The following is a 14,687-nucleotide window of genomic DNA, read 5'->3' on the forward strand; positions in this document are numbered from 1 at the left end:
GGCCTATGCGGCCATCCTCACGGTGCGACCGGAGATCACGGCCTCTCAAGTCCTGGACGGTCCCATGGACAACCGCCGCGTCATGATCGGCGGGGAAGAAGGCCTGCTGGGCGAATGGGCCGCGGAAACAACCACCCTTCGCTATGAAGGCTACCTCCCGGCTCTCGACGGCCTACGTCGAGGCAAAACGGGAGCCACCGTGCGCCTGGCCATGGAAGCGGGCCTCCGGGAGGTGCAGACACATTTGCAAGACTGCGGGTTCACGTCCCCTCTTCAGGAATACCCATCCGTGGTACTAGGCAACAGCCCCGTGCGGCTCATGGACCTGGCGCGTGCCTATGTGGCTCTCACGAGCTCGGGCGATCTGCCCCCGGCCATGCCCCTCGTCACCGCAGCCATCTCCGAGCGCGGCACCCACCAGCCCACAGCGGCGAGCGCCAGCAAAACGTCCCCTTTGGCCCCGGCGGCGGCAGACCAGATCCGCAAGATCCTGGTGCAGCATCTGCTCCGCCCCGAATTCCAGACCGACCTTCAGGCTCGCCATTTGGAGGGAAAAGGACTCGCAGGCTGGGGCGGCACCGCTCACGGCTTTACGGATGCCTGGTTCATCGGCGGCGACCGCCACCGCACCTGCGCCGTCTGGATCGGGTACGATGAAACACAAACCCTCGGGCCGGAGGCCTGGTCCAGGACCGTCGCCTTTCCACTCTGGGCCGAGGTCATGGCCGCTGCCGCTGCCGGACAGGCAGAGGGCTGGCCCGCAGATCCGGAGGCCCCGTCTCCGTCGCCAGCCCCCCTGTCACGTATCGACCTGGCCCAAGAGGTAGCCCCCTTGAAAGCCTTACAGGCCACATCACCCACACCGCCTCCCCCATCGGCCGAAGCACGCCCCATTCAGCCAAAAGAACCAGCCCTCGCAGGGCGCGATCCCTACCAGGCGTACACCCGCACTGAATCAAGCGCTCCTTAAGAAGAGGCACGTGTTGAGGGAAACAGGTGCAGAGGACCGCAGCAGCTGGGGGCACCAAGGGCTTGCGACATCGCAAGATGCCCAAGCCCCCCCCCTACTCCATCACTCCATCACTCCATCACTCCACTACCCACGCACTAAGCACTAAGCACTAAGCACTAAGCACACCTACATCCAGCATGTGCTCCACCTGTTCATTCCTGAACTGCTGGGTATAGAGCGCATGGTAATGCCCGCGAGCGACCATGAGTTCGTCATGCGTGCCGCTTTCCAGGATGCGGCCTTTCTCGATGACAAGGATGCGGTCCGCCCCGCGGATCGTGGAAAGCCGGTGGGCAATCACGAAGCTGATGCGGCCGTGGAAGATCGCCTTGAGCCCCTGCTGGATGAGTTGCTCTGTCTCCGTATCGATGGATGAGGTGGCCTCGTCCATGATGAAGATGCGCGGATCGGCTAGGAGCGCTCGCGCGAAGGACACGAGCTGCTTCTGACCGGTGGAAAGGCGATTGCCGCCCTCGCCCACATCAGTGTCATATCCCTTTTCCAGCGCCCGGATGAAGCTGTCCGCATTCACACTGCGGGCGGCGGCTTCCACCTCGGCATCGGTCGCATCCAGCCGGCCATAGCGGATGTTCTCCCGCACGCTGCCACTGAACAAGTGCGGCCCCTGGAGCACGATGCCCAGGTTGGAATGATACCACTCCAGGCTGCGGTCGCGGAGATCCCGCCCGTTCACCAGGATGCGTCCGCCAGTTGGCTCATAGAATCGCGCCGCGAGGTTCACGATGGTGCTCTTGCCCCCACCGCTTGCCCCCACCAGAGCAATGGTTTGACCAGCTTCCACCTTGAGGTTGAAGTCTTTCAATACCGGCTCCCCGGTCTGGTAGGAGAAGTCCACATGGTCAAAGGCCACGCTGCGGATCTCGCGCTCGTAGCCATCCGGCGCCAGCTCCGCAGGCCGGTCGGCCCGGTCCCACAGGTGCAGTCGCGCGCACACTTCCTCGTGGTCGCGAATCTCCGGCATGGTGGCCAGCAGGCTCAGCACCCGCTCGCCCGCCGCCTGCGCGCCCTGCATCTGCACGAGCGTCTGCGCGATCTGGTTGATGGGGTTGAAGAACTGCCCGGCGTAGAAGATGAAGGCCACCAGGGTGCCCAGGCTCAGCGTGCCGCTCATCACATCCGCGCCACCTCGCCACAGGGCGATACCGGCCGCGACGCTGCCCAGAGTGAGCACGATGGGAATGTACACCGCCGACTGCAGGGCGTTCTGGATGGAAACGCCATACATGTGGGTGGATAATACCTCGAACTCCCGCTGGTTCTCATTCTCCCGCACCAGGGACTTCGTGGTCCGCAGCCCCTGCAGTTCCTCCGCGTAGGAGGCCGTGATCATGGAGTTGTACTTCCGCGTCTCGCGGGAGCTGAGCAGCAGCTTCTTCTGAAACACGGCACTCACCCACACCAGCGGCGGCACCACGGAGAGCACCAGCAGGCCCAGCAGCGGTTGCAGCACCACCATCACCACGGCGATCATGAACACCAGACACACCGCCCAGAGCACATCCAGCGTGCCCCACGCGATGATGCGGGCCAGCTTGTCGCAGTCGGAGGTCAACCGTGAGATCAACCAGCCGGTGGGCCGGTGGTCAAAGTAGGCAAACTCCAGTTCCTGGAGTTTCTTGAAGCACTCCTGTCGGATGTCGTGGCTCATGTTGTTGGAGAGCCCGCCCGCCGCGTTGATGAACATCCAGACTCCAATGGAGAGCGCCAGGGCGGCCACGAAGTACACGGTGGCGTAGGGCCACAGGTTCACCTGTTGCTGCTGGGCCACGGCATCCACCGTCCAGCGGGTGATGAGCGCGAAGCTGGCATCGCAGAGGGCGATGCCCACGGCGGCGATGGCTAGAGGAGTCAACAATTTCTTATACGGCAGGGCATGCCGGAACACGCGTCCCCAGAGCTTGAGATCAAGCTTTTCACTGAAGACATCTTCCTGAGGTTCGTTTTTCATCGGCTGGCAGGGACGGGAGTTGAGGCCGGGGTGGCAGAAGCATGGGCGGAGGCGGAGGCCAGGGCAGCACTGGCCGCAGGGGCGGCCGAGGTTGCAGCGACGGGCCGCTCGTTGTCGAGGATCTCTTGCTGGGCCGCGTTCTGGATGGTCCAGAGTCGTCGGTAGAGCCCCTCTTGTTTCAGAAGGTCCTCCGGCCGGCCTTCCTGGATGATCCGGCCCTTGTCGAGCACGATCACGCGGTCGGCATGTGCCAGGGTGGAGAGCCGGTGGGCGATGACCAGCGTGGTACGCTGGCCGTGGCGACTGCGCAGGGCATGCAGGATGTTCGTCTCTGTCTCCGCATCCACCGCGCTCAAGGCATCATCCAGCAACAGCACGGGCGTCTCCCGCAGCAGGGCACGAGCCAGGGCCACACGCTGACGCTGACCACCCGAGAGAGTGACCCCACGCTCACCCACCAGGGTGCCGTACTCAGCGGTGAAGGTGTTGATCGTATCGTGAATGTCTGCGAGTCGCGCCGCCTCCTGGATCTCCTCCTTGGCCGCGCCTTCGCGTCCCAGACGGATGTTTTCCCCAATCGTCTTGGAGAACAGGAAAGGCTCCTGCATCACCACGCTGAACTGGGAGCGCACCCACTGGCGGTCCAGGGTGGTGAGTTCCTGACCGTCCAGGCGGATCGAGCCGGAGCGGTAGTCATAGAGCCGCAGCAGCAGGTGCATGATGGTTGATTTCCCTGAACCCGAAGGCCCCAGGATCGCCAGAGTTTCACCTGGTCGCACCGTGAAGCTGATGCCATTGAGCGCCGCGCTCTTGCCGTCGTGGTCGAACACCAGATCCCGTGCCTCGATGCCACCCCGGAAAGGATTTGGATGCACTCCGGCAGGCTCCCGCTTGCTTTCCTCCGCCTCGCTCAGGATCTCGCCCATGCGGTTCAGCGCCACCGTGGCCTTGCCCAGGTCCGTGAGCGTGCGGCCCATCTGACGCACCGGCCAGAGGAGCATGTTCAGGAACATGATGAAGGCAAACAGCGTGCCCACCGAGAGCGTGCCCTGGGAGATGAACCAGGCCCCCGCAATGAGGACGATCCCCTGCTGGATCAGCACGATGAGGTCAGAGGTGGACCAATACCACGCCATGAGGCGCAACAGGCGCAGACTCCGATCCCGGTAGAGCTGGTTCGGCTTGGCGAACTTGTTGATCTCGAAGCTCTGCCTCCCAAAGGCCCGCACCACGCGCAGGCCGGTCAGGTTCTCCTGCACCACGCGTGTCACCTGTCCTTCCGCCTCATCCACCTCGCGGAACAGGTGTTTCACCCGGCCCACATAGATGTAGCCAAAGAGAACAATCGGCACCACAAGGACAAAGGAGATCGCCGTCATCCGGCCATCAAGCAACAGCATCAAGGGCAACGCCGTGAGCAGCAAGAGGATGGCATTGCTGATGTCCACCACCTGGGTGGAGAGGGCCATCCGCAGCGTCTCCACATCAGACGTGCAACGCTGGATCAGGTCACCCGTCTCGGCATGGTCATGGTACCGGGTCGGCAAGCGTTGCAGATGATCATAGAGCCGGTCCTTGAGCCGCCGGGCAATACCGTCCGAGGCCTGCGCGGCAAACCGCCCCTTCAGGTAGCTGAAGACACCCGCGAGCACCGTCAGCCCCACCATGACCAGCGCTGGCAGCCAGAGGTGATTGCGCACCAGATCCGCTCCCCCCATCCAGGACACCAATACCGAAGAGAGCACCGCTTCCGGTGCCGCCTTGGCCGGGGTCACTCCCGGCAGCACGCCGGAGGTCAGGGCAAAGTCGATCGTCGCACTGCCCACCAGCGGGATGAGGTAGTTGATCGCCGTGAAGACCAGCAACGCCGCAATGGCCATTGCATACTGGCTGCGGAACCCTTGCATGAGACTCCAGAGCAGGGCTGCGGGCCGATGCAACACAGCAGGCTTGGCCGGAGCCGCCGCAGGAGCAGGAGCAGCTGCGGCGGCGGATGTTGCCTCGGCCCCAGATTCAGACTTGGACTGGGACTTGGAACTCGAACCCGAATCCAAGTCCGGGCTGGTACACGAGTCTGGATCGGCGACCGGTTGCCCCCCTGTATCAGAGGCGGCTAGGTCAGATGGCGATGAATCACTGGATGAATTTCCCATGGGAGTGGAGAGCTATGGAAGAGCGTTGCAATGCGTGAGCAGGAACTGACGAACGAAGTCGGGAGACTGGGACGAAGACGGAAACAGACAGAGAGGCGAAGAGGCGGATTCTGATGGGGATGCCGAAAGAAGCTTTCGGAAGAGGAACACTGACAAAGGGGCACTGACCGATTTTGCGGCAGCGGGGGCGTTCCTTCCTAGACGAGATGCCTGCACTTTCGATCTGGTCCGGTCTGCCACCCGCTCACTGGCTTTGGTGGAGGAACTGGCTGGACGGATCTCGAAAAGGGAATCAAGTCAATCAGCGATCAGGCAGCTCTCCACCCCTGGATTGTTCCAGGAGACGCCGTAGTACGGGAAGAGCATCGCGTTCATAACGCCGCTAGATTGTCACGGGGAATTGAGACTGGCAAGAAGTTTTTGAGACCGACTGGGTGGACGGTGGTCGAGCAGGAGCTCTTCCCCCTCGCTGGAGGCCCCAAAACGCAGCACGCATTCAGGCGGCGACCCCAAAAATGAAAACGGGCTGGTTCTGCCTGCAGCAGATCCAGCCCTTCCTTCTTCACCGGAAGCTCTTCAGATGAAATTGGCACCCTTGGCCGGAGCGAGCGACCTCTCCCTCAATCCGGAGCGCGAATCTTTTGAAACAGCCCTCGGGTTCTAGATTAAACTACCGCAGTCGGGATCCACCGACCGACTATTCCAACTCAAACCTGATGGTGACACCGCCCTTTCCGACGGCAGCGGAGAGTCCCTCGGCATTGTCGATGTGCGCCAATCTTGTGTAACTGTAAGAAGTAGGGAAGGTCTGATAGAAGAGCACCAGGGTGTTTGAACTCCACAGCATCAGGTCACCCGCCCTGATTGTCCCCGGGTTCACGTCATTCGAAGGCAGGCGGGATGGAAGTCGAAAGAGCTTTTCGTTTCCGTTCAACTCAGTCATATCAAAGCTTGCAGGCAGCAGGGCCTTAAAAGCAGACGCAGCAGGGTTGTCGGCGAATGTGGCTGGAAAAGACTTCCCTCCGATCCAGATCTTCATGCGAGTTGCATTCACGTTTTTTCCAGCGCTGGATGTCTCACTCCGCGGCGCCATCTTAGCATCCGGCGGCGGGTCTCCTTGGCACACCGCTGGGACGCCAATGGATAGGAGCATTGTCGAGAGGACGGTGACGACTGGCAGTTTCATGCGATGGACTTGAGAATCCTGGCAGGGACACCGCCCACAATCGTGTTATCGGGAACGTCTTTGGTCACCACCGCACCGGCCGCGACGACGGCGTTTTCCCCGATGGTGACTCCCTGCATGACGGTGGCATTCGCGCCTATCCAGGCGTTTCTTTTGATGAGGACGGGTGCCGCGGTGAGAGAGTGCCGGTTTTCAGGAGATACAGGATGCCCCTCAGTGAGCAAGCTCACTCTTGGGGCGATAAAGACGTCGTCCTCAATCGTGATCCCTCCCAGATCGAGAAAGACGCAGTCAAAATTGATGAAGACGCGTTTCCCGATCTTGGTGTGCCTGCCGTAGTTGACATGGAAGGGTGGAAAGATCGCGGTGCTTGCGTCGATCTCGTTGCCTGTGATCTGGCTCAGAAGCTGGCGCGCCTCCGCAGAGTCTGCGGACTGGTTCAATCGCAGCAGCAACTTCCGCGTGGCAAAGGAGGCGTCCATGAGCTTGCCGAATTCGGGATCATCAGCGGGAATGGTTTCGCCGTTCCGAAGCCGCGCAAAAACATCGGTCGGTAGTTTCATGCGTTAAGGAAGGGTTAAGGCCGGGGGCTCGACTATCGCCGACACTGTTCATCGCTGACCTTTTCCATCCACTCCACCACCTTGCCCTCCAGTGCTTCATTGATGGCGGTGTGGCTCATGGCGACGCTGGCACTGGCACCGTGCCAGTGCCGCACCCCGGGCGGGAACCAGACCACATCGCCGGGGTGGATCTCCTCCACGGGCCCGCCTTCGCACTGCGCCCAGCCCAATCCAGAGATGACAACAATGGTCTGGCCGAGCGGGTGGGTGTGCCAGGCCGTGCGTGCGCCGGGCTCGAAGGTGACCGTGGCCGCAGAGGTCCTGGCGGGCGATTCGGGCTGGAACAACATGTCAATGCGCACCGCTCCCGTGAACCACTCAGCGGGGCCTTTGTTGGATGGGCGCGATCCATTACGGCTGATTTTCATGGTGGAATCCTCTGCTTGGGTGGGTGTGCTTTTGGGCGCCGGAAGGATGCTGGCCTGCAAGCTTGAGACCACGTGCATCCCGAATGCTCCCAGAAACTGCCGTCGAGGCATCATTTCAAGTTCGCAGTAAAGAACTCTCCGATCCTGTCAAAGGGGATCACCTTCACCTGGTCATACAGATCAACGTGGTTCGCCTCTTTGACGATGAGAAGTTCCTTCGGCTTCGCCGCCGCCTCATAGGCAGTCTCGCTAAAGTAGCGCGAATGAGCCTTTTCCCCATGTACAAAGAGGATCGGACGGGGCGATATTTCCTTGATGTAGGTCAGTATCGGCATGTTCATGAAGGACAGCGGATTCGTGATCGTCCATGAGCTGTTTGAATTGATCGCGCGGGGGTGGAATCCGCGTGGCGTCTTGTAGTAGTCGGCATAGTCCACCATGAACTGCGGCTCCCCCCCTTTCAGCACATTGAAGAGAGGGCCCAGCTCCGGCTCTCCTTTCTCCGCATCCTTCCAGCGTTGCTGGCTGAGCTGCTCCAGCGTTTTCGTGCGCTCTTCCAGGGTCACTCTGTCGTTGTACCCTCGCGACATGACCCGGCTCATGTCATACATCGTGCTGGTCACCACGGCTTTGATGCGCTTGTCCACAGCCGCGGCATTCAGAGCCATGCCACCCCAGCCGCAAATGCCGATGATCCCGATGCGTTCGCGATCCACCTCGGGTTGCAAGCCGAGAAAGTCCACCGCGGCGCTGAAATCCTCGGTATTGATGTCCGGCGATGCGACATGACGGGGCTGGCCACCGCTTTCACCCGTATAGGACGGATCAAAGGCCAGGGTCACAAATCCGCGCTCCGCCATCGTCTGCGCATACAATCCGGACGATTGTTCTTTCACCGCGCCGAAAGGGCCACCTACAGCAATGGCCGCCAACCGCTGCTCGCGATGGTCCTTTGGTAGATACAAGTCTGCGACCAAGGCGATGCCATAGCGGTTCTTGAAAGAGACTTTCTTGTGATCGACCTTTGCGCTCTTGGGGAAAATTTTATCCCATTCACCCTCCGTTTGCGCAATGACAGGGCCCTCCGCAGCAAAAACAAGGCTCATCGCGGCGATCATGGTGCGGGTCACTTTCCGCCATCCGCGACGCGGGCGGTGCGGCGGGTTCAGAGGTGACGTTTCGCAAGGTGTGTCGTGGTGCTTCTTCATGGTGAGACCACGATACCCGGTTGAGTACCCGCCTGCTCTCGTGGTTCTGCTCAGCCTGTCGCGATTCTGCTAAAATCGTCTGGAGACACATCGCTCTTTGTCCGCTCCCGGTATTCGTGAGGGCTGAGTCCGGTCTCCTTGCGAAACACATGGGCGAAATGGCTGGGGCTCGTGTAGCCCACATCCATGCCGATCTCAATGATGGGTCTCGCGGTATCGCGCAGAAGCTCCTGCGACTTCGACATTCTGAGACGGATGAAATACTGGGAGGGAGAGAATCCAGTATTGCCTTTGAACAGGCGGGAGAAATGCGACTCGCTCATCTCGACCGCCGCTGCCAAGGCTCCGACGTTGATTCCTTCAGCGAGAGATTTGTCCATCATCTTCAAGATGCGGTGCAGCTGAAACGCGGGAAGTGAGCTGGACCGATGATGGCGAGGGTGTTCGTCGTCCCGGTAGGTTCGGACGAGGTGCGTTGCCAGACTCTGAGCAATGCCTTGTACGAACGACGGGCTGGCAACTTTTTGCTCGCAGAGCTCCTGCCGCAACATCTCCAGGAAGGAAACAATGACGGGGTCCCGAATGCCGTTGAACTCTTTCAACTGAGGGGTTCTAGCACTTGACCCCAGGAGCTCTTTGGCAGCCCGCCCAAAAAGCGGCAGTCCGATCGTGGCATGCATGACCATGATCGGGTCCGGTCCGGTGGACTCCCACCTTAGCTCGTAAGGGTCCGGCGAGGTGATCAAGAACAGAGTCCCTGGCTCCACGCGATGCGTATTCCATTTCCCTCCCAACTCCCTGTCTTCACAGACAACATGGCCGGAAATCTGCCAGTGCAGTTGCGGCTCAGCCACAGCCGGGATGAGCATTGTTCTTCCCACCGCCGGCCTCGTGTGAATCTCCACCAGGATGTTCTGCCACGCCGGCCCCTCCCCCAGATGGATCATCTTCCCTGGGAAGTAGTTGCGGTGCTCCTCAGCAGATGTGCGGGGCGGAACTTCCATCGAAGCCACGATAGCCAGTCTCACCTTCAGAGGCAACTCTCCACCCCCCCCCTTTCCGCCGCTGGCATCATGCAGGTTGAAACTGGAAACGCGCTTTGACGGCAACAACAGCAGAACCCACCGACAGGGTTCGCTAACAGCAACTAGCAACTCCTTAGTCTGGCAGGAAGCTCGCAGAGGGATCTTGATCTGATCACCTTTCAGGAGAGAAAAAGCGCACCCGTCAGGATTCGAACCTGAAACCTTCTGATCCGTAGTCAGATGCTCTAATCCGTTGAGCTACGGGTGCTTGTGTCGTTCGCAGATCGTGTCGGCGAGGGATTGGAAGAATAGGCGGAAAGCGCTTTTTGTCAAACTTCGGGCAGAGATTTTTTCAGATTTTTTTGAGCCCGGGAAAGTTGAGGACGGAGAAGGTGTTGGGGCCTGGAATGCTGCGATCCCGTTCAGGTGAAGAGGCTTGCGACTTGCCTCAGCTTACCTACCTGAGCAGCCGAGCTTCGGCAAAGCCGCCTGAATCCTTCGTGTCTTTGTGCCTTCGTGTGAGGATACAGCTCGTTCGTTCCGGTGAACGATGCCGATTGCCAATCTGCGCTGAGCTTCCCCACCGGCAGGATGCCGGTAGCACGCACAGGCGGGACGCCCATGTCACCTACACCAGCGGCAGCGTCTCAACCAGCGGCAGCGTCTCAACCAGCGGCAGCGTCTCAACCAGCGCAGCGTCTCAACCAGCGCAGCGTCTCAACCAGCGCAGCGTCTCAACGTGCCGCTTGCGGCACATCTCAACTCCCCCTCCCCACCCTCACAGCTTCGGCTTCGGCGAGCCTTTGCTCTGGAGCGTCGCGGCGAGGTCGCCGGAGGCGAGGACGGGCAGGAGCTCATAGCGGGGCTTGAGCGTGTAGGTGGGGTCGTCGAGGATCTTGACGCAGATGTCCCAGGCGAAGTCCACCAGAGGTGGGACGTGCACGGTCGCGTCAATTTCCGAGCCCACCACAAGGCTGAGGCCACCTCCGTTGCCGGGGTTGCCGTCTAGTCCGAGGATCAAAAGGGAGTCACGAACGGGGGGCTGGGCCACCCGGGCCGCGCGCGAGGCACCGAAGGCCATGAAGTCGCTGTGGCAGAACACCACATCGAACTGCTTCTGGAGGCGCAGGGCGTCGTTGAACCGGTAACCGGCTTCTTCCGCCGCCCAGTTGGCGGGGGCATCATGCACCAGGACCACGCCGGGGGCCTTCTTCAACGCGGCTTGAAAGGCGGTGGAGACCGCCTTCGAATACGCGTTGCCCTCTGGTCCGGTAATTTGCACCACCCGACCAACGGTCTCCGGCCGCCCCTCATCGGCCGATTTCTGCTGGAGGGCCGAGACGACAAAGCTCCCGGCCAGATCGCCGATCTTGGCCTCCTCCACATAGAGCGCGGTGGTGCAGGCCTTCTCCGGCAGGTCCTTGGAAAACGCGATGATGATAACACCCGCAGCCTTCAACTCGGTGAGGACAGGCACGAGCGCCGGGGCATCCACCGGGAACACGAACAGATGAGTGGCCCCCTGGGCAACCTGCGTGCGGAGTTGGGAGATCTGACGCTGCACGTTCCCCAGCGCCCGGATCTGTACCAGATCCACCCCAGCGCGGGACCGGACGAGGCGCTCCGTCAGCACCTGCTGGAAATTCCGCATAGGCGTCTCCAGCGAGTCCAGAAACACCACCACCTTGGGCCGCTTGGTAGAGTCTTTGCCAAACACCCCCTGCTTCTCGGGCAGCGACGGCGCCGCAGGATCCGGCTGCGGCTGACTGCGATCCCGCTTCCTGCACCCCAGAATCGGCACCCCTGCCCCTACCGCCAGACCAAGACGGCCCAGCATCGCAAGGGCGGCGCGGCGGCTGGCGGGCTCAGGAGACATGTCAGATGAGGGCATCGGCATCCCGCCATCTTGAACCGCGATGGCGCGAGATCAAAATCACAAAATCCGAAAAGATCTATCCAGACGCCAGACAGCTGGGCTTGAGAGGGGCCATTACAAGCTATTGGGTTCCAGGATGCAGGTCCAGTGAGTCCCTGAACTACTGGCTTACTGAATTACCGAATCACTGATTTACCGAGCTAAGGCCTTACCTCCAGGATCATATTGAACGGAGTCTCGGCAGCGCGGCGGATGCGGGTGAACCCGGCCTCTTCCAACACTTTGCGCAGGCGGGCTTCACCAGCCTGCGCACCGAGGGCGATTCCCAGTCCCTGGCTCATGGCACAGGGAGTGCAGATCATGGTGGAGAAAGCGTAGAAGACCCGGCTCACGGGGTTCAGGTTCGCGGAAAGAGAATCGCCCGCCATGGGCTCCACCAGCATCAACGTGCCGTCCGGCTTGAGATGACGGCAGATCTGGGAGGCCACGCCCACCGGATTGCCCATGTCGTGCAGAGCGTCGAATACCGTCACGAGATCGTATTCCAGACCCGTGAAGTTCTGGGCGGAGGCCACGGCAAACTTGAGGTTGTCTAGCCCGGCATGCTGGGCCTTGCGGTTGGATTCCTCGATGGACTCCGCATGCAGGTCGAAGCCGGTGAACTTCGACTTGGGGAAAGCTCGCGCCATGATGAAGGTGGAGGCTCCCCAGCCACACCCGACATCGGCTACGTGCGCCCCGCGCTCCAGCTTGGCGATCACCCCATCCAGCGCCGGCAGCCAGTGCTGGACGATGTTGGCCTCATAGCCCGGGCGGAAGAAACGTTCGGTCCCGCAGAAGAGGCAGTTGTGGTGGTCTCCCCACGGAATACCTCGCCCGGTGCGGAAGGCGGTCTCCACCTGCGGTTCATCGATGTAGATGGACGCCATCGCGAAGTAGCCACCCACCATCGCCACGGGACTATTCGGATCCGCCAGCACGGCGGCCTGCTCCGGGTTCATGGAAAATGTTTCCGTGGCGGAGTCATAGTCCACATAGCCCGAGGCCGCCTGGCAGGCGAGCCACTCGCGCACGTAGCGCTCATAGCAATGCGCGCGCTCCGCCAGCTGGGTGGAGGTGGCGGACCCCTGCCCGGCCAAGGCGGCATAGAGGCCGAGCCGGTCCCCCAGCAGCACCAGGGCACCACTGGCGGCGGCCCCGAGGTCCCCCACCATCTTGCCCACGAAGGCGTTGAGTTTCTTCTCATCCACCGGCGGCATGGTGGCAGATGACCCGGTTGACGAAGCTGGCAGGGTGGATGTTTGCATGGCGGCGGATTGGGTTCGATGAACTAAAATCGTGAAGTTTCCCACAAAGGAGTGATGCCAGAGGGGCAAAGGGGCACCAGCTGTCTGGGTCACGGCTCCTCGCCAGCTCGCTCCCTTCCAGCGGATGGGAGAAAGGCTCACCCTCCCCTACCGCATGGCCATTGGCAGCGGGAGCGCGGCCCTGAAGTACTAGATAAACACGATCCGGGGAAAGGCTCTGGCTGGCCCCCGCTGGGTCCCGTCGAACCGGCTCCGAGGCAGCTTCTTCGTGCACTCCTTGGCCTCCACTTTGGTGATGGTTTTGAGAATACCAAATTCTGCTGTCTATGGCAAGACGGCCGACTCTAGCGGGCGAATTTGGACGCGAACCAAAATATTTTACGTCAGTTTATGGGTCGTCCGGAGAATTTGCTCGACCTCGACATGGTAAATCATTTAAAAACTCATGCAGGACCCTGAGAATTCACTCTCCAAATTTTAAGAAATCCTCCTCATTATTGAGGTTTATTTTACAATTCCGAAATACTTCTTGCCGATTCGCTGAAAAATTGGTAATTTCGGCCCAAGTTTATAAAAACCAAACCGGAGGGTCCGAGTTCCATGTTCTGCCACCTCTTCAAAAGGCGTGTTAAAGCGCATGCTGAGCGGCTGTTTCATTTTCTCCTCCCGCATGGATTTCCCGGCGAGATATTTCTCTGTGGAAGTGCCTTTAAGCCGCTGCTCAAGAAGAGCCTGCCCGTCCACGATGTGGACCTCTGGGTGCGCACGGCAGAAGACCGGATGAAGCTCTGCCAGGCCCTGATTCAGCGAGGGGCCTCTCTGGTGCCCGATGCCCAGCATCCGCACGCTCTCAAATTCCGCCTGGAAGGCCATCTCATTGAGATCACCTGCAATGCCGTGCATGACGGCACCCTCTCTGATGTGGTGCATACTTATGAACTGGCCGTCCACGGACTGGGCGTTCACTACAAGAACGGCGTACTGATAGACGTCTGCGTAAGCCCCGAGTGCTGGGATGCCGTGTGGCACCGGCAGGTGAAGGTGATGCCCGCCTACGTCTGCCTGCTCATGATGATGAAACCCGCGTGTCTCATCCGCACCCTGCACCGCATGGGGCAGGAAGCGGCCGAACTGGGCTACGACGTGCATGTGGATGAGGAACACCGCCTGTGGGAGATCTACTGGCACGACTACTCCGAAGAAGAGCGGAAGGCCGCCATGGATCTCTACTTTGAAACAACCGTTTGCCACAAGAGCCAGCACCACTACCACGTGGTGCGCCGGGCCACGATAGGCCTGGTCAAAATGCCTGCGCCGGCCCATGCTGCGGCCCAAGCGAGCCCAAGCGGGAAGGCACAGGCCCATCAGCTCCGGCCGAAGGTGGCTTAGAGGGGTTCTTGGTTCTTAGTGCTTCGTTCTTAGTGCTTGGTTGACGCATGAGACGCCGGACGGGTGGGGCGTCTGTTGGCAGGAGAATGAAAGTTGCCGCAATCTCTGGGAGTCGAGATTCATGAGCCTTCACGAGACGAGATGCTGAACCACGAACCTGGAGGGTTCACCATGAATAGGCTTCGGTCGACCGAGTGCAACGAGGCGCATACGAGTCAGGTTAATGGGTCTCGCCGTAGTCGCGCGAGGGTGCCCTGACGCCAAAGGCGTCATACAAAGTAGCCCAGGGTCAGGCGAGGCACGAGCCGCCACCCTGGGTGCATGGGCAAATTAACCGGAACTCCGAAGTGAGTTCTACAAACCGTGGCCGCATCCCTGAGGTGTCCACCGCATGCACGAAGAGCGTCTCCGAGTGATCTGGACGGACTGTAGAACTCCGTTGGAGTTCCATTGCCATCCCATCGATACCCGGGGTGGCAACCGCTTCGCGGCCTGACCCCGGGCTGTCGTGTATCACGCCGTTGGCGTGGAGGGTTGCCGTTATGCAAACACGAGATCACCAGCCTCTCAG

At 60.7% G+C, this 14,687-nt stretch carries 12 protein-coding genes and 1 tRNA gene; 2 read left to right on the forward strand and 11 right to left on the reverse strand.

The annotated features are described in order from the left end of the window. Positions 1-970, forward strand: a 970-nt coding sequence (locus BV106_RS34000; protein ID WP_038172566.1) for a hypothetical protein, incomplete at its 5' end; no start/stop codon positions are given. Between the two features lie 151 nt (positions 971-1,121). Here the strand turns inward: BV106_RS34000 and BV106_RS34005 are convergent. The 11 genes from BV106_RS34005 to BV106_RS39140 form a co-directional block, all read right to left on the reverse strand. Further along, positions 1,122-2,981 (reverse strand): ABC transporter ATP-binding protein, encoded by a 1,860-nt coding sequence (locus BV106_RS34005; RefSeq protein ID WP_038172568.1) that lies wholly within the window; start codon positions 2,979-2,981, stop codon positions 1,122-1,124. Then, the gene (locus BV106_RS34010; protein WP_038172570.1) at positions 2,978-5,134 is read right to left on the reverse strand and encodes an ABC transporter ATP-binding protein; all 2,157 of its coding nucleotides are present in this window, start codon (positions 5,132-5,134) and stop codon (positions 2,978-2,980) included. The genes BV106_RS34005 and BV106_RS34010 overlap by 4 nt, the downstream gene beginning before the upstream one ends. A 697-nt stretch (positions 5,135-5,831) precedes the next feature. Then, positions 5,832-6,173, reverse strand: coding sequence for a cyclophilin-like fold protein (locus tag BV106_RS34015; protein WP_265596361.1), 342 nt, complete (start codon positions 6,171-6,173; stop codon positions 5,832-5,834). A 143-nt stretch (positions 6,174-6,316) separates the two neighbouring features. Further along, the gene (locus tag BV106_RS39185; RefSeq protein WP_038172574.1) at positions 6,317-6,883 is read right to left on the reverse strand and encodes a DapH/DapD/GlmU-related protein; all 567 of its coding nucleotides are present in this window, start codon (positions 6,881-6,883) and stop codon (positions 6,317-6,319) included. Between the two features lie 32 nt (positions 6,884-6,915). Then, positions 6,916-7,311 (reverse strand): cupin domain-containing protein, encoded by a 396-nt coding sequence (locus tag BV106_RS34025; RefSeq protein WP_038172586.1) that lies wholly within the window; start codon positions 7,309-7,311, stop codon positions 6,916-6,918. A gap of 110 nt (positions 7,312-7,421) precedes the next feature. Beyond that, entirely contained in the window at positions 7,422-8,417 is a 996-nt protein-coding gene (locus tag BV106_RS34030) for an alpha/beta hydrolase (protein ID WP_343123390.1), read from the reverse strand. A gap of 152 nt (positions 8,418-8,569) precedes the next feature. Continuing rightward, positions 8,570-9,523 carry an AraC family transcriptional regulator gene (locus BV106_RS36920; RefSeq protein ID WP_063768052.1) on the reverse strand — a complete coding sequence of 318 codons (954 nt, stop codon included), beginning with the start codon at positions 9,521-9,523 and terminating at the stop codon, positions 8,570-8,572. 215 nt (positions 9,524-9,738) lie between these two features. Further along, positions 9,739-9,812: transfer RNA gene (locus BV106_RS34040), tRNA-Arg, on the reverse strand. Positions 9,813-10,322: 510 nt separating this feature from the next. Continuing rightward, on the reverse strand, positions 10,323-11,420 hold the full coding sequence (locus BV106_RS34045) for a substrate-binding domain-containing protein (protein ID WP_265596362.1): 1,098 nt from the start codon (positions 11,418-11,420) through the stop codon (positions 10,323-10,325). Positions 11,421-11,620: 200 nt separating this feature from the next. Then, entirely contained in the window at positions 11,621-12,727 is a 1,107-nt protein-coding gene (locus BV106_RS34050) for a class I SAM-dependent methyltransferase (protein WP_265596363.1), read from the reverse strand. A gap of 504 nt (positions 12,728-13,231) precedes the next feature. Beyond that, positions 13,232-13,630: a hypothetical protein gene (locus BV106_RS39140; protein ID WP_265596364.1), complete on the reverse strand. Its 399-nt coding sequence runs from the start codon at positions 13,628-13,630 to the stop codon at positions 13,232-13,234. Here BV106_RS39140 and BV106_RS39145 point away from each other — a divergent pair. Beyond that, positions 13,625-14,116: a hypothetical protein gene (locus tag BV106_RS39145; protein WP_265596365.1), complete on the forward strand. Its 492-nt coding sequence runs from the start codon at positions 13,625-13,627 to the stop codon at positions 14,114-14,116. The two genes, BV106_RS39140 and BV106_RS39145, sit on opposite strands and share 6 nt — an antisense overlap. Positions 14,117-14,687 lie beyond the last annotated feature (571 nt).

It is taken from the genome of Verrucomicrobium sp. BvORR106 (assembly GCF_000739655.1).
GTDB lineage: Bacteria > Verrucomicrobiota > Verrucomicrobiia > Verrucomicrobiales > Verrucomicrobiaceae > Verrucomicrobium.

What these genes read in the sequence shown, in the direction of transcription:
- BV106_RS34025 (WP_038172586.1), bottom strand. Translation starts at nt 7,311, where the DNA reads ATGAAAATCAGCCGTAATGGATCGCGCCCATCCAACAAAGGCCCCGCT.
- BV106_RS34045 (WP_265596362.1), bottom strand. Translation starts at nt 11,420, where the DNA reads ATGTCTCCTGAGCCCGCCAGCCGCCGCGCCGCCCTTGCGATGCTGGGC.
- BV106_RS34005 (WP_038172568.1), bottom strand. Translation starts at nt 2,981, where the DNA reads ATGAAAAACGAACCTCAGGAAGATGTCTTCAGTGAAAAGCTTGATCTC.
- BV106_RS34030 (WP_343123390.1), bottom strand. Translation starts at nt 8,417, where the DNA reads ATGAGCCTTGTTTTTGCTGCGGAGGGCCCTGTCATTGCGCAAACGGAG.
- BV106_RS34050 (WP_265596363.1), bottom strand. Translation starts at nt 12,727, where the DNA reads ATGCAAACATCCACCCTGCCAGCTTCGTCAACCGGGTCATCTGCCACC.
- BV106_RS34015 (WP_265596361.1), bottom strand. Translation starts at nt 6,173, where the DNA reads ATGAAGATCTGGATCGGAGGGAAGTCTTTTCCAGCCACATTCGCCGAC.
- BV106_RS36920 (WP_063768052.1), bottom strand. Translation starts at nt 9,523, where the DNA reads ATGGAAGTTCCGCCCCGCACATCTGCTGAGGAGCACCGCAACTACTTC.
- BV106_RS34010 (WP_038172570.1), bottom strand. Translation starts at nt 5,134, where the DNA reads ATGGGAAATTCATCCAGTGATTCATCGCCATCTGACCTAGCCGCCTCT.
- BV106_RS39185 (WP_038172574.1), bottom strand. Translation starts at nt 6,883, where the DNA reads ATGAAACTACCGACCGATGTTTTTGCGCGGCTTCGGAACGGCGAAACC.
- BV106_RS39140 (WP_265596364.1), bottom strand. Translation starts at nt 13,630, where the DNA reads ATGCACGGCATTGCAGGTGATCTCAATGAGATGGCCTTCCAGGCGGAA.